Raw genomic sequence first — 16244 nt, 5'->3', positions numbered from 1 at the left:
CGCACCTCCTCATACGAGAGAGAGTCAGGACACCCAGAGACGCCGCCAATGGCCGTCATCTTCCAGCACCTGCTGCACCGTCCATGTCCTCGAGGGCGTCACCACCCGGTCACCCTGCGCTGACTTGGCAATCTCAGTGCAGCGAACGCTGATCGTGGTGACACGCATGGCGACCTGGTCCTCGCCATATACCTCGAAGTCGCGATCCAACATATGGGTCGCGCCGGGGATAACCCCGGCACGGGCCTGATAGGTGCACAGGCCATCACCCAAGTGAATCATCACCGCGTCATCGAGACGGCGGGAATGGTCCGAGAAGCTCATCAGCTCGCGCCTTCCTTGAGCTTGATGACGGCTTGCGGGCGAGTATTGAGGTGGATCGGGTTGGACTGGCCTTCCAGCTCGATACCCTTGCCGTGCTTGAGAAGCTCAGAAGAGCTGTACATCGGCAAGCCCAGCGTATTGACGGCGCTCATGTAGTCTGCCGGCGCAAAGCGAGTGATGAACATGTCATCCGTACCCATCGGGATGGCATACGCTTCTGCCGGCTCTACGAACGCCTTGCCGGCAACGTGGCCACGATAGCGCTCGAAGTTCAGGCCGCCGAAGCTGAAGGATTCACGGCCATCGGCACGCAGGCGCTCTGACTGCTGATACAGGTAGGCTTCCTTGACGCTGGCATGACTGATCAGCTTGCGCCAGAACGAGCTGCCACAGAGCACCAGAGCGCCGGAGAAGAACAGATCACCCAAGCCTTTCTCGATCTCTTCGAGCACGTCCAGACACTTCAACTGGACGTTGGTCTCGGCAGTGTTGAGCGCCATCGGCACGACCTTCTGCGTGATGCCGAACCCGTTGTAGAGGTCCGCCAGCACGGTAGTGCCATCGGCATCGAGGATCTGGCCTTTTACGGCGCCGATACGCTGATACTCGTGCGTCACATCAATACGACCCGCCATCTTGGCAAGGCGTGCATTGACGACTGTCTGGATCGCCTCCTCCTGATCCTCAGTGCCGAACGCGCGGACGTTCTTCACTTCATCCGCCAGGATGGTGGCGACTGCCGGCAGGTGCACGGCAGTGAAGGTCAAGCCAGTGCGCTTGTCACCGCCAACCACTGTGCCGGGTGCCCCACGCTCTTTCGCAGGCACCAGACCCAGTTGGGTTCCGGACTTTTCCACGACGACACTGGTCGTGCTGATGCCTTGCTCGGCAAAGATGCCCAGCTCGCCAAGGCGGCGCGGCTTGTACTCCACCTCATTGATCGCCGCGGTCAGCGACGCCAGGGTGAAGATGTCTTTATCAAAGATGCCCATGAATGGCCTCACTCTCTATTTCGTTGATTCTGCAGACGGGGGCTGATGCAGCTCAGGCGGCGATCAGCGGACGATGATGCCGACGGACACCAGATCATTGGTGGCGGTGTCGATCTGCCCTTCGTCAATGGCGTCCGGCCAGGCCAGACCCTCGCCATGAACTTCGCAAGCGCGGACGTGCACGACGCAAGGCTGCGGCGCTTGGCTTGCATCCACGGCGGCATACAACACCGCCTTTGCAGACTCGGTACCATCTGATGCTGTCGGGGCCAGCGGGACGTAGTTGCCGGCGCCATTGAGCGCCAGCACCGTGCCGGCGGCACAGTTACCTGCCGCCAGAGTGGCATGCTCTCGAGAGCGAGCGCCATTTGCCTCAGATACGATATGTTCGCCGGTGCGGCGGGGTTCAGTGTGCTTAGCCATGAAGCCTCCTCAGGCTTGGTTGCTGCGATTGCGGCGGGCATAGATCTTGTTGTGATCAATGCCTGCCTTGTGCCCGCCTTCGGGCGAATGAGAGTTGTGGATGTCGTGCCCGCTGGCCGCCGCCACGTCGTAGATGTATTCGCTGGCTTGTGCTTCGGGCATGCCGTTGCCGATCAGCTTTTCCATCAGGCTTGTCTGGCCGGTGGTCTGGCAGGCCTTGACGATGGCGGTGACGCGAGTGCGCTCTCCCTGGAGGTGCTGCTCCAGTGCTGCCGGTGACGCTGAGGCAGCCTGCGTGCGTAACGCATTGATGGCATCGAGGGCGATGTTCGGGGTGGCGCGAACCTGCTCAGCGTCAAGCTGGAGGCTGCTGGCGACCAAGGCGACAGGATCTCCCGCGCCGGCAGATCCTTCTCGCTGACGAAGTGCCACGATGCGGTCACCCAGCTCGGCCGCCTGGGCTTCGGCTTGCTCGACAGAGAGATCAAACGCCAATGCCAGGGCATCAGCGGCGCTCATGGCGCTGGGCGCAGGTGCTTTCTGTTGATCGATATGCTGCTGAGCAGACCGACCAGCTGCGGCAAGCGCACGGGAATAATCGCCAATCGAAGCTGCCGCCTTGATATCAGCCTCCACGGCATCCACCAGGCCAAGCGCCACCGCCTCAGCACCTGTCATCCAGGTCTCGGCGCTCATTGCTTGTTGAATCTCCTCGCGACGGGGCTCGCCGGCACGTGCGACGAACAGATCGAGGATTCCGTTGCGGATGGTGTCGAGATCGTCGGCCAGCTTGCGCATCTCGCTGGCATTGCCCATGGCGACGGTCCACGGGTCGTGGATCATCAGCAGCGAACCGGTAGCCATCTCGCGGCGGTCGCCGCCCATGGCGATGGTGGCGGCGATAGAGGCGGCGATGCCCTCCACGCGTGTGGTCACCTGGGCGCTGTGGCCGCGCAGGTAGTTGGCGATAGCGATGCCATCCGCCACGTCACCGCCTGGCGAGTTGATATGCACGGTCAGTGTCTCGAGATCACCCAGCGACGCGATGGCGTTGATAAACGCGCTGGCCGTAGTGCCGTCACCGCTCCACCAGTCAAAGCCGATCTGATCATTGATCCACACGTCAGCGTGACGGCCATCAGCGGCCGCCTGTACTTCAAACCATTTCATGGTGATTCCTCATTGGTCGGGGTCGGCATCGGGATCAGCAGCGGGGTCAATGTCATTCGCCTGCGCGCTGCCGTTCTTGGCAACGCGGCGCGGGTCCGAGTCGAGCATCAGCCCCTGCGCATCAGCACTGGCATTGCCCTTGGCAATCTCGGTATCGAGCTGATCAAGCGACCAGCCACGCTCGCCTGCCGCTTCGCTGCGAGGCTTGAATCCGGCCCGCACTTCCATCAGGTCGGCAGACACTTCCTTGAGTGGATCAACCCACGCCCACTTGGGCGCGATCCAGTCAATCGCCAGCAGTTGCGAGCGCTTCTGCCAGTAGCCGTCTATGCGCAGGGCGCCTGATGTCACGGCGACGTCCAGCCACTTGGCAGCGATACGGCGACACCACTGGTGGGTCAGCAGCTGCGCTTGCAGCGCTTCGACGCGGCGCCGGAACTCCAGCAGCCCCGCGCGGATTGACGAGTAGTTGACTCCCTTCAGATCACCGGTCAGCTGCTCATAGGTGATGCCCGAGCCTGCTGCCACAGCGAGTAGCTCGGTACGCAGCCACTCGGTGTACTGGCCCTGAATGTCTGGCGGCGCCGAGAAGGTCACCTCCTCGTCATCCTCCAGGTAGTGGATGCCGCCGGGCGTGAACTCAGACAGCCCCTCAGGGTCATCCGCGCTGCTCACCTGGGTGCCGAAAAATGGGCCATCGTCTTCTGGATCGTGATCCGTCTTGCGCTTGACGAATGCTCCGAACAGCTGGGACAGCTTCTGGCGGGCCAGCGTGGCGTCCTGCATGGCATCAATTTCGTACAGCCGGACGATGACAGGGGTCAGCTCTGGAATGCCTCGCAACTGCCCCGGGCGAGTACGGCGATACATGTGAATCACGGCATCTGCCGGCACGCGAGCTCGTGTGTTCAGCTCTGCCGTGAGGTGCTCGTGTGGGTGATGGCGCCATAGGTGGAACGCCGTCCGGCTGCCAATGGCATCAAACTCGATCCCCATCTTGATCAGGCGCCCACCGAAGGTGCGCGAGAAGGCGGGGTCAAGATGCTCTGACTCGATCATCTGGATCTGCAGGGGAACGCTGAGCCCGTCACTGACTCGTCGATAGCGAAATCTGGCCAGCGCCTCTCCCGATTCAAACTGAGCGCCCGCCGCAAGCGCCTGCAAGCCGTAGAAGTCATCGATGCCGTCGGCATCACACTCTCGCAGCCAGCGGTCCCACAGTGCCTGAATCTCAGGGTCTCCCCATTGCGGCTTGATCCCGATGCCTACCAGGTTGGAGACGTACTTCTCTTTCGCGCTCGAGGCATAGGCGTTATTGCGAATTGCGCTGTGACTGCGTGCCTGCAGGAGGGGGAGCGAGTTGGCGATCGGGGCATTCGGCCCTGTTGCCACGGACCCGCGGCCTGCCATACGGCGGCCTTGGCCTGCACCTTCATAGGCACTGGCCTTGATTCCCAGCCGCGATGCGGCGCGGCGCATGCCCCTCGATAGGGTGCTGATCACGCCCATATCACAGCCCCTTTGATGTTGTGGTGTAACGGGTGCGTGAGCGACGGCGGCGGCTGGTCGAGGCCAAGCCTTCCACGATTGATCGCTCCAGCGATCGCAGGTCCTCGATACGGGAGGCGGCATACTGAACCGTGCGCCCGTTGTGCGTGACGCTGACGACGCGGGCGCCGGTGCCGAGGTCAATGATGGCCTGCCGAACCTGGGCAAGCTGTTCAGCGGTATAGGCCATGGTGGCTCCTAGAGGTTGGGCTTGATGACGCGCTTTCGGCGCGGGCGCCCTTTCGGAACAGGCGCTGCAGGTATCGGAGAAGCGGGTTCTTCTGCAGAAGAGATCAGCAGGTTTTCATCCCATTCAGCTGCCCAGGGCGGCGGAGAGCTCCAGTCGATGCGTTCGCCCTTCAAGAGAATGAAGAGCGCCAGGTTGTAGACGCACAGGTCAAACGCCTCGTTGGGACGCTTGCCAGGCTTGCGCCATTTGCCATTCGCGGGATCGCGGATCTCATAGGTCAATTCGTCATACCACCAGCGACCCAGCCAACTGGGCGTATGGAGATAGCCCGCACCAGCGTTGTCTCGGTCCATCATGGCGGCGACCGAATCCTTCAGTAGATCGGTGCCCAGCAGATAGAGCGGGACATCGCCGCGCGCCGTGGACTGGCGAGACTTGCGGCCGGTGTTGTCCGGCCATGTCTTGCGCACCCGCGAGCTGCCCCGCGTGCTCGAGCCCTTGACCAGGAAGGCGCGTGACTGGAGGCCGTCAGTGCGCAGGCGGCGATACCAGTCATATGCCTGGCTGGTCACGCTCTCCTCGCCCTCACCTTCACCGCCGGTATCCACTGCAATCGCGGCGACCGGCATGCGGCGGCCACTGCCGTCGTCGAGCTTATAGCTGCGCATCATCACGTCACGCGTCAGCAGGTCCCAATCTTCTGGCTGAGTGGCAGGCGATATGGACCGTGGGGATTGATCGTTATCAGGCCCGCGGTCTTCCTTGATGTTGAACCGGTCGATCACCCAGCACTCGCGGTGAGCACCCCAGCCTTGAATCTGCACAACGAATCGCCTGTCCTTGCCGCCCTGAACATCTACCGATGCCGTCAGGAACCTGACACCCCTTGGCACGCTGCGGCGCTCATAATCCTCAGAGCGATCCGCCAGCCGCTCGCTCGAGCGTTGCGTGGCAGCGCGGCGCCGCAGATACGGACGCCCCCAGTCAGTATTGATGACTGCCTTCAACGTCTCTTGGCTGTCCGTCTGCTGGTATGTCTCTTCGGCGCGGCGGAGCTTCTCTGTCAGCGATGCCCATGACTGGAAGGCGGCAGATGGCCCTTCCATCCAGAATGAGGCGATGCGCGAGCGGCGCGGGGTGCCGATCATCTCGCCGGCATCGTTGAGCTGGGCGCCCTCCGGCAGCCATCGGCCCGCCAGATTGAGCGAGCGCTTGGCCGATGGGTCAATTTCGCTGCCACAGTGTGGACAGAACACGCAGCCCGCTTGGCGGCTGAAGTTGTCCATCACTGGCGCGAACCATTGCCGGCAGTTCGTTTCGGGGCACTGCCAGTACCAGATTCGGCGGTCACCAGCGTTGTAGAGATCCAGAATGCCGGTGGTTGGTGGGGCCATGTGCGGCGAGTCATCTGGCCTGCGCCAGTCGGGGTCAGTGATCTCGCGCCCTGGCGAAGACTCGGCCAGCGTCATGCCGGTGGATCCGAATGTCTGGGTGCGCTTGCTGGCGAGCAGGAACGCACTGCCCTCGCCATCCACGTCATCGGGAAGGCGGTCGTAATCCGTAATCAGTACAAACTGGTAATCACTCGAGGCGAGAACGTTCTTTGATGGCCATTTGATGCCCAAGTAGTTGCCGGCGCGGAACGTCTTGTCATGCACGTTGTTATCGTGCCCGCGCGGGCTCATGCGGCCTACCAGGCGAGGCGAGTTGACCAGCATGCGGTCGATACGCTTCTTGCTGAACTCGCGCGCCTTCTCCTCACTGATCTGCACGATCAAGCCGTCGCCGGGGTCGCACTCGATCTTGTAGGCGACATAGCCATCCACCAAGGCATTGGTCTTGCCGGTACGCGCAGGGCCGACAAATATCACGGCGTCGTATAGTCGTGAGCCCATGCAATCCAGCGGCTCGCGCATATACGGGGTGGTGTCGGCGCTCCAGTCGCGCACGGTGCCATCACCGCTGACCACCTTCATCGCCTCGGCCGCTGCCTCACTGGGCTGGATGCGTCGCGGTGGGCGAATCAGCTCGGCCACATCACGCCGGATAGAAGCGGCACTGGCGGTGCTAGTCATCGTCGGCCTCTCCGTCGTCAGCGATCACGGCCTGATACATCTGCTCGCGCAGCGCATCGGTAGTGTGCTCGACCAGCTGTATGGTCTCGGGGGTCAGCCCGGCATCTCGCTCCAACATGTCAGCCAGTGAGTCCAGGCCTGATGCAACCGCTTTGGCCAGTCGGCTCATCTCGCGGTGCGCATCCTCTACCGGCACCAGTAGGCGCAGCTGCTGCTCGAGCTTCACGCGCTCTGTCTCAGACTGATACCAGGCTTTCCGTTCCTGGGGAGGCAGGTCGTCAGGATCTATCCCCGTGCCACCAATCATGTCGGAGTAAAGCGCGGGGCCGACATCGGCCAGGGCATAGACGCTGGTGCCTCCACGCTGGCCGGCGGGCACTACGCCGGCGGCTCGCAGCCGCTTGCGCACGGTGTCGCGGTGAAGATTGAAGGCGTCCGCGATGCGCGTGATGTTCCAGTGGTAGGCCTCTTGTAGTGCGCTGATATCTGCCATGCGCTGGCCATCCTCTGCTGATCACATCACTGCCGGTGAATCGGCACCTTCGGCACCTCGAAAGCCAGTAACCATGCGGGTTTGAGTACGGTGCTGCTGACGACGCTAGAACCCCGAAAAAATGCCGAAATCCGCGATCTTGCGTCCCCGTGGTTGCTTCACCCCTAGCCAGAAGGACCCGCAATTTTTCTGCAGGCCGCGTGGTTTCTGGGCTGCAGGCCGGTCACGGCCTGTCAGGCATTACCGCGATGTGAGTAATTTTTCATTCTGATAGCCTCTCATCTCCGCTATCTGCACGAAGATCAAGGAGCTCAATGATCGAGATAGTGATGCCCAACTCACTGATAACTCTTAATTACCGCAGAAAATGGTATTTAAGAGGAGGTTTCGTCAAGACGGTAGCTCGCGCAGTGACCGAGGCGGCATGTACTTGGTTCGGGGGCATCAAGGCACCCCCAAGCTGGGGGTGCCTTTCCCGCTCATCAGCCCTGTCAAGCAATCAAGAGCTCAGGAGTCGATGGGCAGCGCCATCTGAAGCTCTTGTCGCCAATAGTCAGCGCGAGACTCCAGCGCCGGCTTGATCCATCGATGGCTGGCCAGCTCGCGGCCGGCAAGGCTCCCCTTGGCATTCTGGTCATCCAGTGCGCGGCAGGCCTTTTCGAACTCTTGCATAGCGCTCAGCTCGCCCCGCATGAATGCGTCGATTCTGAGGTCGCACCATACTGCGAACCGGACATCCAGCCATTGGGCGAACCGGACTCCGAGTTTCGGGTGCAGCCATGTGCCACTGTCATAACGACCACGGCGGGTTTTTAAAAGTGACTCAGGATCACAATTAAGTGCCGCGGCAAACTCTCGAAGATACGCCTGCGTTTCGTCTTGCTTAAGCCAGTCCACAGGGCGCTTATGAAAGCGCTTGGCAATGTCGGTGGCATTGATCCAGCCATCCGTGTTGAAGCGGATGAACTGTCCTTCGTAGTCGAGCGGAATAACGTTTGTCATCGGTAGAGCCTTTTAGAGATAGAGCCTGTCACCCAGGAGTCGCCAACCCAGAGAGGCCCGATGAAGCCATCGGCGCTCCTCAGGCTCTATCCTGAAAGGCTCTGGTAAGTACCGGGCACGGGTGAAGCGCCCACAAAAAAGCCCCGCCGGGTGGCAGGGCTCTAGGAGGAGTGGTCTCTTTTGGGTAGCTATGCCGATCGGTCAATTTGACCGAGCAGCTCAGAGCGTCGTCACTCAGCAGTCGTCTGCTCGGCCCCATCAGGGCCATCGGCCAGGCGCTCGAGGATCGAGGCTGTCGCCGTGCGGTCAGCATTGAAGCGACGGCGCTGTGACTCATAGTCGGCCAGCAGGCTGAGCAGATCGCGATTGGAGGCCACTGGCCGATCAGGGGCAGGCAGTGGATTGAGCAGGTAGCTCGGCACCTCAGGTGTGCACTGCCACTCAGTGGGCATCACCACTGACTTGCTCTCGAAGGCGCTGCAGCCACTCAGCAGCAGCATCAGGCACAGGCCGGTCAGCCCACTCAGAAGTCGGCGCATCGTCGTTCTCCATTCGGCGAGCAGCTGCCCGGGCAGCCATGATTGAACGGTCATCCAGGGCGCGGCTGGCTTCGCGCGCCTCCAATGCGACGGACAATCGCTTCATCTGATTGCCATAGTGCAGCGCCATCATCTCGAGCCCGCGGTTGACCGCCTTCTCAGTGGATAGCTCAGCCTTGAGGTCATTGGCATGCTGCTCGGCCTTGGTTGCCTCATAGGTCTGCATCGCACCCCAGCCCAGCACCACCGCCATCAGGATGACCTCGAACTTCACGCCTGATATCAGCTTGCGGCCCCATGCCCACGCGGTCGTGATCAGTGCAGCCATCGTCCCAGCACCTTATCGAAGATGGCGTCAGACTTGGCACGCAGCCACTCGACACCGAGGAAAGCGATCGCGGCGCCAATGGCCACGGCCATGTCCTGATCCAAGCCACCCCAGTCCAACAGCGGCTTGAGCGCCAGCGTCAGGCCACCCACCAGGGTCGCCTCGAGCACTGACTTGTAGAAGCGGCCACCGGCATGCAGGCCGCGCAGCAGCGCGATCACGAATGACAGACCCGCTGCATAGAGGTTGGCTTGATACGGCTGTAGCCACTCCAGCAGCATCTGCCATGTCGATGGATCGCGGTGTGGCATATCGGCGGGCTCGTGGTCGTCATCATGCATATGGCCTCCTGAGTCGGTAGGCCCTGCGTAGTTCGTCGTTATCGTTATGCGATGTGGCCGCCAGCACGCACGTACACGCCCAGCAGCTCATCGGTATCAAGCTCACGCTGGCCATAACCTGCCCCTGGCAGGCTCGCCCAGATGCGCCGGCAAGCATGGATGGCCTCAGCGATGCGGCCGTCATACACCAGCCCCAATGCCCGGCACTGGCGGATCAACTGCTTGGCAGCCTCATCCTGAGAGGCTGGCGAGAAGTCCGGCAGGTGGAAGCGCTTGGCCAAGTCATCCCACGTCCCTACCAGGAACTGGTACCGACCAGCCGCGGTGCTGTGGATGTTGTACGACTTCAGCCATACCGACTGGCGGGGGTGATCATCGAAGCCATCGAAGGTCTTGCCGCCCACCAGCACGTCATAGCCCTCAATCGAGCTGAAACGTGGTGTGCCTTCGGCATAGGCAATGGTGTCCAGGAAGGCCGCCAGATTGCTGGCGTCATCAGCTGCCGGATCAACTGGCGCATCGAAGCCCACCAACTCGACCTCATCGAGCCAGTGCGCGGGGGCATGTGCAGGCATGGGCATCACCGGTAGGCAGAAACAAGAACGCCCCGCTGGAAAGCCAGCGAGGCGTCATGTGGGAGCCGGGGAGGCTGCAACCTCCCCGGCTCAAGGGCAGAAGCCCGTTTTCGTTTGACATTCAATCAAGCCCTTCCAGCGACAACTGGAAGCACAACCCCAAGCAGTAAGAGGCCGTGATAAGGCAAAAGACACAATCTCTATAAGAATCACCCCGTCTACCAAACGGGTCAAGCCCTTCCAGCTACCAACTGGAAGCCGTACAAACCACGAAGACGGCAGGGGGCTTCAGCGTGACCGGTGATCCAGGGACACAAGAATCACACAGTAGCTGAATCGTACCCCCAAACCCCCGCTTTTGCAACATGTGGTAGTCAGGCAGCCATTTCAGCCTGAGAAAGCACCATATGCAGTAGAGATTCACGCGCTCTCGTGGCCGCTCTTTGCAACGACTTCACAGTGCTGAAGGGCTCTGCCACCTTCACCGCCCCGGGCACCCACCCCAGCCGCGCCAGAATCGCCACCTGCGCCGCCACGGCCTGCGATTGGGTCATCATGCGCGGTGATTGGCAATGCTGCACCGGCGGAATCGCATAGGCCGCCAGCAGTACCGCCATGCGCTGGCGATCGGTCAGACGTGACAGCAACGCCGCCGCCATCGTCCGCCACTGGCTTTCCTGCTGATAACGCTCTGCCGCCTTGCCGACATGATCCACCAGGCCCGTGCAATCGCCTCGCCCCTCGCCCATGCCGCCCACCGATGACACCTGATGCCATCCCGCGTTCTGGTGGCGCAGCCCGGTGCGATACTCGATCTCTTCCTCGAGCAGCTCATCCAGAGCATGCGCCAACGCCTGCTGACGCCTCACGCCCTCCGGCAGCTTCTCGATCAAGCGGAAGGTCTCCGCCAGCCCCATATCCTCGATCCGCTGCATGTCCTGCCCTCCTGATCCGTGAGCCCTATGCCGTTGCCTTGCGCCACTCACTACCATGCGGCATCGCTTCTGGCTCACCGGCCACCACTGTCTCGGGCCAGCTCGCATAAGCCACCAGCACCGCCTTGGCCTCATCCACGCCCTTGGCCAGCACCGCCAGATAGCCATTGCCCTCCATCTTCTCAAGCCATTCGCGCTGAGACTTCGCCAGGGCGGCATCATGTGGCGGGGCTGCTTTGAACTCGATGTAGAGTCCGTGATACCCACCGCGGGCCGTGGCCACCACCAGGTCACTCACCCCAGCCCGCACGCCCTGGGCCTTGAGGTCGGCAGCCGTCTTCTTGTTGCGCTTGCCACCATTGGGGACGTGATAGGTGACATCCTCGAGCAGCACGCCCACCGGCTTGCCGCGCAGCTTCTCGCCCTTGAGCCAGCGAATCAGAACCTTCTGCTCCAACCCTTCACGGTCGATGCGTGGCGCCGACTTGCGGGCTTGGCCGGCGGTACGGTTCGGCGACTTGCGGGCCGCCACCTTGGCGGAAGGATGTGTTGCCCAGCTCATGACGATGCCCTCACCTGATTGGATTGCCAGCGGCGATAGTTGGTGATGATCCGGCGCAGCATGTGCGCCGCCCTCGGCTCATGATCGATCTCGGCCCGACTCTTCACCCCGCAGGCCGTGCGAATGAAGTCCACCGCGTCTTCCTCCTTGTGCGTACCATCCGGCAGCACATTGGTATCGATGCCGTGTCGGGCGCGACGCGCTTGATCCAGATAGCGATGGAATCCCTCGGCCTGGCATAGCATCGCGGCCTTGCGGGCAAGTGGACCGCCAGCGGGCTTGGGCGTGGTCTCTGTCACGCTTGCCCCCTCAGCCGCTCACCATTGGCATTGAAGCGGGGAGCGCCCAGGGCAATGCAGCGCTTGCACGTCCCCAGGCACGCCGCCAGCTGATGGACAGCCACTCGCCTACCGCAGGCAAAGCAGCGACGCAGGGCTGAGCGATTCGGGCGCTTGAAGCTGCCGGCGGGGCGATAGCTCATTGCAGGTCCTCCGGGCTATTGGTCAATGCTTCGCGGCTGAGGCTGCGCGATGGATCGAACCAGCGCCATAAAACCTGTCTCGATGTCGGTGCGGGCGATGGCGTGCCAGCGGAAGCCGCCTGCCGCATCCAGCCGCTTGTGATCTGAGGGGTCGAGCACCTGGTCGCCGAGACGATTGCCAATCTTCTGGTGAAGGGCCAAGCATTTCGCTTCCAGATCCTTAGCTTCGTTCATCAAATCAATTTCTTGCTGGGTCAGCTCGCGATATCCACTGATCTTTCGGTGCTGGTTTTCCATCTCAAAGTCCTCTATCGCTCTTGAGTAGCTCGACCGCTTCTTCCAGTCGAAGCGCATAACGGATCAAGTCGCCTTTGGAGTACGTCTTCAGCTCTGCTTTTCTTGATCCGACAACCGAAAGCGCACTTGAACGAGCATGCGCCTCTTGCTCTTGCTGCCTTGAAACCTTCATTTCGCTGTACGGACTCATGCCGCATCCTCCCGCAGCGCCTCGGCGATGCTTTCCGGCCACTTCAACTGCTGCACCGGTGCGCCATCGCTGTGACGTTTGCCGGTATCCAGCATGCGGCCACCTGACTGGCGGCCTGCCTCAGTCATCACCCAGTACGCCTTGCCCTTGCCGTCACGCTCCTGACGCTGGAAACCCTTGTCGCGCAGCAGGCGGTTGATGGCGATCGCGCTCATGTCCAACGGCATGCCCAGCTCAGTCGGGGTCAGGTAGCGCTCGTTCATCGGGCTCAGCAGGTGGGTCGCCCCCAGCTCTTCCAGCAGGTTGATGCCGGTACGCTTCTGCACGGCCTGATTCACCGACAGCAAGCGCATGTTGTCGTCAAAGCCAAACGCCCGGGCAGCACCATCAAGCGCGCTGGCAATGGCCGAAGCACGGGAAATGTCCGTGGTGGGGTCTACCGGTGCCGGCGCAGGCTGGGCCACCTGATAGCTGCCGGTCTTGCGGATGGTCGGAAGGACTTCATCGAACACCCATTCTTCAAACGATACGGCGCTGGGCAGCTTGCTCTTGACGATCAGGCGATAGAGATCCGACTCACGAATCATGCTGAATGACTGGATGCCAGAAGCCGTGGGGATGTCGCGTTTCACGACCCCCTTGCAATGGCGACTGACGGCATCTCGAGGATTGGAGTACCCAAGCGCCAACGCCACATCAGAAGCCACGAACAGGGTCTCACCCCCATCGCCCTCCACCACACGCACCTGCTGGTCATCAAACTCGAACGGGATCACGTTGCTCATGGGTCAAGCTCCTTTCAGTGCGGCACGCAGGGAACGCATCCCCTGATCGGCATTCATGGCGTGAGGCAGACCAGAGGCCTCGGCTTGCTGCTGGGCGCGGGCCTGGCCTGCCATGGCGGCACGTTCTGCCGGTGACAGCTGACCGTCATGCCCAATCGCTGCTTGCGGCTTGAGGTCATCACCCCGGGCGTATCGCTCCACCACCTGCTGGTAGTACACGCGGAAGGCACGTTCGTGCTTGTCCATGCGCTGATAGCTGGCCGAGGCCATGCCGTGAAGGTCCATGTTCTCGCCCGCGGCGGCGATGGCCTCATGCGGATACGGCTTGCCGGTGAAGGCGTGGTCCTGCAATGCCTGCCAGGCAGTGTCGAAGTCCGGTAGGCCCAGTCCCTCGGGCGTCATCTGGCATAGCTCGGCGAACTGCATGGCGCTGTCCGGTGGGAAGGCGTTGCCACGCTGTTGGAGTGACTTGGCCGTGCGGGCCTTCTCGGCCTGCAAGCCACAGCGCAGGTGCTGGGCGCTCAGATGACTCAGGGCCGCCAGCCACTCACCTTCCACGTCACAGCTCACCCACTGGCCATTCTCTTCAGTGCCCCACCCCATCTCGCGGCAGCGGCGATGCCAGTGGGCGCCATGCAGCTGGGCCAAGCGATCGAACAGCGCATCCACCGCTTTCTGGCTCACCCGTGGCAGGTCATCACAGCCACTCGCCATCGATGACGTCGCCGGACGGCGGCTGGCCTTCGGCTTGTTCACGGCGGCGCTGCTCAATGAGTGCACGCCCTTCAGCGGCTGAGAGTTTCGAGTTACGGATTGGACCAGTTGAGCGACGGCTTCCATGGGAGCCTCCAGCGTTGCGCGCAGTGTTGTTCGATGAAGTGTTGGCGTTCTGGCTCATGCGTGCCTGGCGGGCCGCCTCTCGCTTGCGGTTATCACTCACCCAGCGCACGAACTTGGCGCACCAGGCATGATGCGAGTACGTCCGACCGGGCTGATCCGCGAAGTGCGCGGTGAAGTCCGCCAGCTCGCCCTGATCCCACGTCAGGGATGGATCGCCCCGGCGCACCGTCTCTGTCTGCCAGTGGCTGGCATCCGGCTGCCAGTCCAGCGTCATCGGCACCTGACGGGCGCCGGCAGTCGCTTGCGGCTGGCCGTTGTCAGCCTGCTGGGCAGCGTTGGCGAAGATGGGGTGCTCGGCCTGGGCAGGTGCGGTGGCAGGCTCAGCAGGCACTTCTTCCTCATCGCTACCCGCCATCAGCGCCTCGAGCTCTGCCGGTGACGGCTCATCGGCGGCTTGCGGTTGCTGCTGATCATTGCCCATGGCGAGGCGGTAGAAGTTCGAGGTCTGGCGGCCGGTCGGCGTCTTGCGCGCCACTACCGTCATCAATCCATGCACCACCAGCGCCTCAATCGAACGCTGCACCGTGCTGCGTGAGCAGGCCATCTCATCCGCCAAGCGACGGACGGACGGCCAGCACACGCCCTGCTCGTTCGCGTAATCGGCCATCAGCAACAACAACAGACGCGGGCCCGCCTTGATCGACTCCGGCATCTCGGGCATCACCTCACGCGCCCAACTCATCGCATGCAGACTCATGCCTCACCTCCCGCCAGCGTCAGATACTTGGCAGCGCGGGCCTGATGCCACTGCATGCTGCCCAGATCGCCGTCCTTGTCACCGCGGCGGGCCGCCAGCAACGCATTGCACTGGTGCCAGGTGGCGTAGGCCGAGTGATATTCGCCGGAGAGGCGCGGCTGGTCCGGCAGCAGCTCCTTCAGCTTGGCGACCTTGCGGCCAGCACGGGACATCTCTGTCTCAAGGCGTGCTGAACTCATTCGTGCCGTGATGCTCATGCCGATACCTCATCGCCCTTGGCTGCCACGCCCAGTGACAAGCGCTCAAACCGGCCTGCCTCGCTCATGTGGTGGTCGATCGACAGAGTGCGGCGGGCATCTTCCCGGGCTGTCTCACCCTGCACCTTGCCGCACTCCAGCAAGGCCACCACGGCCAGGTGGTGCTGCATGCTCATGCGCAGATCAATCACGCCACCCACGCGCTCACGCTTCTCGATCATCACCGCCAGCCGATAGGTCTCGGCCTTGAGGGACTCACAGCTCCAACCCCGATAGCTGGTCAACATCTGCCTGGCTTCACTCGTCTTGATCGTCATGCCATACTCCCTTGGCATAGTGAGATGCTTCCCCCGGATTGGTTTCGACGCCTTCGGGGGATTTTCGTATCTGGTGCCCGGTTACCGGCCCACCACCTTCAGCGGTTTGCGCATCGCCTGCAGCTGGCCCATCAGGGTGCTCATCTGCTGCTCAATGGCCTTGTGCTGCGCTTCAAGCTGCGCCGCCTCTTCCTCGTCTACCTCGCCATCCGCAATCGCCGCCTGAATCAGCGCTGCCATCGCGCCCTGCCCCTGCTGGGCATCCAGCACTGACGCGAACACGTCACCACGGCTCACCTCGCCCTTCTCGCAGCGCGGCACCGCCACCATGCCCAGGTGATCGAGGAACGGGGCGATCAGGCGCAACTGGTGCTCGCGATCCACGTTCCAGAAGACCCCCACCACGTCGATCAGTCGCATCGGCATGGGGTCGTCCTCGGCCACCCGGCGGTAAAGCGACTTCACCGACATGCCGATATCGCTTGCCAGCACCTTGGGGCAGCACTCGAAAACCACGTCATGCACCGCATCCAGATAGGTATCCATGTCACGTTCGGGGGCTGTATGGCTGTCCATGGTGAATCTCTCCGTGTTCGTTCCGTTTAAGCCGATATGGGCGGCTGGCTATGCTGTTGGTGTCAGGCGGTGCTTCTCTTGGGCGTGAACAGCGCTCGAATGTTTGCAGCGTCACATCCAGCAGGTGATATCTCCGCGATGGCCTCTGCATGACAGGTTTCACCCGTGTACTCAGTCCTCGGTAGGCATCCTTTTTCGATCCACTTGTAAACGGCACGGATTGAAACTCCACATGCCTTAGATACCG

General features: G+C 62.1%; 24 protein-coding genes. All 24 read right to left on the bottom strand.

Annotation, left to right across the window (positions count from 1 at the left end; genetic code table 11):
• Positions 1 to 24: 24 nt before the first annotated feature.
• The 24 genes from LCW13_RS05995 to LCW13_RS05880 all read right to left on the bottom strand — a co-directional run bounded on the left by LCW13_RS05995 (position 25) and on the right by LCW13_RS05880 (position 15997).
• Positions 25 to 324 carry a head-tail joining protein gene (locus LCW13_RS05995; protein ID WP_225347813.1) on the bottom strand — a complete coding sequence of 100 codons (300 nt, stop codon included), beginning with the start codon at positions 322 to 324 and terminating at the stop codon, positions 25 to 27.
• Positions 324 to 1316, bottom strand: coding sequence for a major capsid protein (locus LCW13_RS05990; RefSeq protein WP_225347812.1), 993 nt, complete (start codon positions 1314 to 1316; stop codon positions 324 to 326). Before LCW13_RS05990 ends, LCW13_RS05995 begins: the two co-directional genes overlap by 1 nt.
• A gap of 63 nt (positions 1317 to 1379) precedes the next feature.
• Entirely contained in the window at positions 1380 to 1739 is a 360-nt protein-coding gene (locus LCW13_RS05985) for a head decoration protein (protein ID WP_225347811.1), read from the bottom strand.
• 9 nt (positions 1740 to 1748) lie between these two features.
• A complete protein-coding gene (locus tag LCW13_RS05980) occupies positions 1749 to 2909 on the bottom strand; it encodes a head maturation protease, ClpP-related (protein WP_225347810.1) in 1161 nt (386 codons plus the stop codon).
• Positions 2910 to 2918: 9 nt separating this feature from the next.
• Complete coding sequence (locus LCW13_RS05975) at positions 2919 to 4418, bottom strand: phage portal protein (protein WP_225347809.1); 1500 nt, start codon at positions 4416 to 4418, stop codon at positions 2919 to 2921.
• Between the two features lies 1 nt (position 4419).
• Positions 4420 to 4647 carry a gpW family protein gene (gene gpW, locus LCW13_RS05970; protein WP_225347808.1) on the bottom strand — a complete coding sequence of 76 codons (228 nt, stop codon included), beginning with the start codon at positions 4645 to 4647 and terminating at the stop codon, positions 4420 to 4422.
• Positions 4648 to 4655: 8 nt separating this feature from the next.
• The gene (locus tag LCW13_RS05965) at positions 4656 to 6722 is read right to left on the bottom strand and encodes a phage terminase large subunit family protein (RefSeq protein ID WP_225347807.1); all 2067 of its coding nucleotides are present in this window, start codon (positions 6720 to 6722) and stop codon (positions 4656 to 4658) included.
• The gene (locus tag LCW13_RS05960) at positions 6715 to 7215 is read right to left on the bottom strand and encodes a DUF1441 family protein (protein ID WP_225347806.1); all 501 of its coding nucleotides are present in this window, start codon (positions 7213 to 7215) and stop codon (positions 6715 to 6717) included. Before LCW13_RS05960 ends, LCW13_RS05965 begins: the two co-directional genes overlap by 8 nt.
• A 507-nt stretch (positions 7216 to 7722) precedes the next feature.
• The gene (locus LCW13_RS05955; protein WP_225347805.1) at positions 7723 to 8217 is read right to left on the bottom strand and encodes a KilA-N domain-containing protein; all 495 of its coding nucleotides are present in this window, start codon (positions 8215 to 8217) and stop codon (positions 7723 to 7725) included.
• 230 nt (positions 8218 to 8447) lie between these two features.
• The gene (locus tag LCW13_RS05950) at positions 8448 to 8669 is read right to left on the bottom strand and encodes a hypothetical protein (protein WP_225347804.1); all 222 of its coding nucleotides are present in this window, start codon (positions 8667 to 8669) and stop codon (positions 8448 to 8450) included.
• Positions 8659 to 9084: a hypothetical protein gene (locus LCW13_RS05945; protein ID WP_225347803.1), complete on the bottom strand. Its 426-nt coding sequence runs from the start codon at positions 9082 to 9084 to the stop codon at positions 8659 to 8661. Before LCW13_RS05945 ends, LCW13_RS05950 begins: the two co-directional genes overlap by 11 nt.
• Positions 9072 to 9425: a phage holin, lambda family gene (locus tag LCW13_RS05940; protein ID WP_144726159.1), complete on the bottom strand. Its 354-nt coding sequence runs from the start codon at positions 9423 to 9425 to the stop codon at positions 9072 to 9074. The genes LCW13_RS05945 and LCW13_RS05940 overlap by 13 nt, the downstream gene beginning before the upstream one ends.
• 44 nt (positions 9426 to 9469) lie before the next feature.
• On the bottom strand, positions 9470 to 10000 hold the full coding sequence (locus LCW13_RS05935) for a glycoside hydrolase family 24 protein (RefSeq protein WP_225347802.1): 531 nt from the start codon (positions 9998 to 10000) through the stop codon (positions 9470 to 9472).
• A 374-nt stretch (positions 10001 to 10374) separates the two neighbouring features.
• A complete protein-coding gene (locus LCW13_RS05930; protein ID WP_225347801.1) occupies positions 10375 to 10935 on the bottom strand; it encodes a hypothetical protein in 561 nt (186 codons plus the stop codon).
• 25 nt (positions 10936 to 10960) lie between these two features.
• Positions 10961 to 11497, bottom strand: a complete 537-nt coding sequence (locus tag LCW13_RS05925) for a VRR-NUC domain-containing protein (RefSeq protein WP_225347800.1) — start codon at positions 11495 to 11497, stop codon at positions 10961 to 10963.
• Positions 11494 to 11796, bottom strand: coding sequence for a hypothetical protein (locus LCW13_RS05920; protein WP_225347799.1), 303 nt, complete (start codon positions 11794 to 11796; stop codon positions 11494 to 11496). The genes LCW13_RS05925 and LCW13_RS05920 overlap by 4 nt, the downstream gene beginning before the upstream one ends.
• A gap of 197 nt (positions 11797 to 11993) precedes the next feature.
• The gene (locus tag LCW13_RS05915; protein WP_225347798.1) at positions 11994 to 12275 is read right to left on the bottom strand and encodes an Acb2/Tad1 domain-containing protein; all 282 of its coding nucleotides are present in this window, start codon (positions 12273 to 12275) and stop codon (positions 11994 to 11996) included.
• Position 12276: 1 nt separating this feature from the next.
• Complete coding sequence (locus LCW13_RS05910; protein WP_225347797.1) at positions 12277 to 12465, bottom strand: hypothetical protein; 189 nt, start codon at positions 12463 to 12465, stop codon at positions 12277 to 12279.
• A complete protein-coding gene (locus LCW13_RS05905; RefSeq protein WP_225347796.1) occupies positions 12462 to 13250 on the bottom strand; it encodes a BRO-N domain-containing protein in 789 nt (262 codons plus the stop codon). The genes LCW13_RS05910 and LCW13_RS05905 overlap by 4 nt, the downstream gene beginning before the upstream one ends.
• A 3-nt stretch (positions 13251 to 13253) precedes the next feature.
• On the bottom strand, positions 13254 to 14006 hold the full coding sequence (locus LCW13_RS05900; protein ID WP_225347795.1) for a replication protein P: 753 nt from the start codon (positions 14004 to 14006) through the stop codon (positions 13254 to 13256).
• Entirely contained in the window at positions 13948 to 14847 is a 900-nt protein-coding gene (locus tag LCW13_RS05895) for a DnaT-like ssDNA-binding domain-containing protein (protein WP_213115255.1), read from the bottom strand. Before LCW13_RS05895 ends, LCW13_RS05900 begins: the two co-directional genes overlap by 59 nt.
• The gene (locus tag LCW13_RS05890; protein WP_213115254.1) at positions 14844 to 15059 is read right to left on the bottom strand and encodes a hypothetical protein; all 216 of its coding nucleotides are present in this window, start codon (positions 15057 to 15059) and stop codon (positions 14844 to 14846) included. The genes LCW13_RS05895 and LCW13_RS05890 overlap by 4 nt, the downstream gene beginning before the upstream one ends.
• Positions 15060 to 15100: 41 nt before the next feature.
• Positions 15101 to 15421, bottom strand: coding sequence for a hypothetical protein (locus LCW13_RS05885; RefSeq protein WP_213115253.1), 321 nt, complete (start codon positions 15419 to 15421; stop codon positions 15101 to 15103).
• Between the two features lie 81 nt (positions 15422 to 15502).
• The gene (locus tag LCW13_RS05880; RefSeq protein WP_213115252.1) at positions 15503 to 15997 is read right to left on the bottom strand and encodes a phage regulatory CII family protein; all 495 of its coding nucleotides are present in this window, start codon (positions 15995 to 15997) and stop codon (positions 15503 to 15505) included.
• Positions 15998 to 16244 lie beyond the last annotated feature (247 nt).

The organism is Cobetia amphilecti, assembly GCF_020217465.1.
GTDB classification, from domain to species: Bacteria; Pseudomonadota; Gammaproteobacteria; order Pseudomonadales; family Halomonadaceae; genus Cobetia; species Cobetia amphilecti.
The sequence above is the reverse complement of the archived record's forward strand: the minus strand, read 5'-3'. Positions and strand labels throughout refer to the sequence as shown.

Excerpts from the sequence above, each read along its gene's own strand:
- LCW13_RS05975 (WP_225347809.1), bottom strand. The coding sequence starts at position 4,418 with ATGGGCGTGATCAGCACCCTATCGAGGGGCATGCGCCGCGCCGCATCG.
- LCW13_RS05945 (WP_225347803.1), bottom strand. The coding sequence starts at position 9,084 with ATGGCTGCACTGATCACGACCGCGTGGGCATGGGGCCGCAAGCTGATA.
- LCW13_RS05910 (WP_225347797.1), bottom strand. The coding sequence starts at position 12,465 with ATGAGTCCGTACAGCGAAATGAAGGTTTCAAGGCAGCAAGAGCAAGAG.
- LCW13_RS05985 (WP_225347811.1), bottom strand. The coding sequence starts at position 1,739 with ATGGCTAAGCACACTGAACCCCGCCGCACCGGCGAACATATCGTATCT.
- LCW13_RS05880 (WP_213115252.1), bottom strand. The coding sequence starts at position 15,997 with ATGGACAGCCATACAGCCCCCGAACGTGACATGGATACCTATCTGGAT.
- LCW13_RS05955 (WP_225347805.1), bottom strand. The coding sequence starts at position 8,217 with ATGACAAACGTTATTCCGCTCGACTACGAAGGACAGTTCATCCGCTTC.
- LCW13_RS05930 (WP_225347801.1), bottom strand. The coding sequence starts at position 10,935 with ATGCAGCGGATCGAGGATATGGGGCTGGCGGAGACCTTCCGCTTGATC.
- LCW13_RS05935 (WP_225347802.1), bottom strand. The coding sequence starts at position 10,000 with ATGCCTGCACATGCCCCCGCGCACTGGCTCGATGAGGTCGAGTTGGTG.
- LCW13_RS05905 (WP_225347796.1), bottom strand. The coding sequence starts at position 13,250 with ATGAGCAACGTGATCCCGTTCGAGTTTGATGACCAGCAGGTGCGTGTG.
- LCW13_RS05915 (WP_225347798.1), bottom strand. The coding sequence starts at position 12,275 with ATGGAAAACCAGCACCGAAAGATCAGTGGATATCGCGAGCTGACCCAG.
- gpW (WP_225347808.1), bottom strand. The coding sequence starts at position 4,647 with ATGGCCTATACCGCTGAACAGCTTGCCCAGGTTCGGCAGGCCATCATT.
- LCW13_RS05960 (WP_225347806.1), bottom strand. The coding sequence starts at position 7,215 with ATGGCAGATATCAGCGCACTACAAGAGGCCTACCACTGGAACATCACG.
- LCW13_RS05940 (WP_144726159.1), bottom strand. The coding sequence starts at position 9,425 with ATGCATGATGACGACCACGAGCCCGCCGATATGCCACACCGCGATCCA.
- LCW13_RS05950 (WP_225347804.1), bottom strand. The coding sequence starts at position 8,669 with ATGCCCACTGAGTGGCAGTGCACACCTGAGGTGCCGAGCTACCTGCTC.
- LCW13_RS05895 (WP_213115255.1), bottom strand. The coding sequence starts at position 14,847 with ATGAGTCTGCATGCGATGAGTTGGGCGCGTGAGGTGATGCCCGAGATG.
- LCW13_RS05995 (WP_225347813.1), bottom strand. The coding sequence starts at position 324 with ATGAGCTTCTCGGACCATTCCCGCCGTCTCGATGACGCGGTGATGATT.
- LCW13_RS05885 (WP_213115253.1), bottom strand. The coding sequence starts at position 15,421 with ATGACGATCAAGACGAGTGAAGCCAGGCAGATGTTGACCAGCTATCGG.
- LCW13_RS05925 (WP_225347800.1), bottom strand. The coding sequence starts at position 11,497 with ATGAGCTGGGCAACACATCCTTCCGCCAAGGTGGCGGCCCGCAAGTCG.
- LCW13_RS05965 (WP_225347807.1), bottom strand. The coding sequence starts at position 6,722 with ATGACTAGCACCGCCAGTGCCGCTTCTATCCGGCGTGATGTGGCCGAG.
- LCW13_RS05990 (WP_225347812.1), bottom strand. The coding sequence starts at position 1,316 with ATGGGCATCTTTGATAAAGACATCTTCACCCTGGCGTCGCTGACCGCG.
- LCW13_RS05980 (WP_225347810.1), bottom strand. The coding sequence starts at position 2,909 with ATGAAATGGTTTGAAGTACAGGCGGCCGCTGATGGCCGTCACGCTGAC.
- LCW13_RS05890 (WP_213115254.1), bottom strand. The coding sequence starts at position 15,059 with ATGTCCCGTGCTGGCCGCAAGGTCGCCAAGCTGAAGGAGCTGCTGCCG.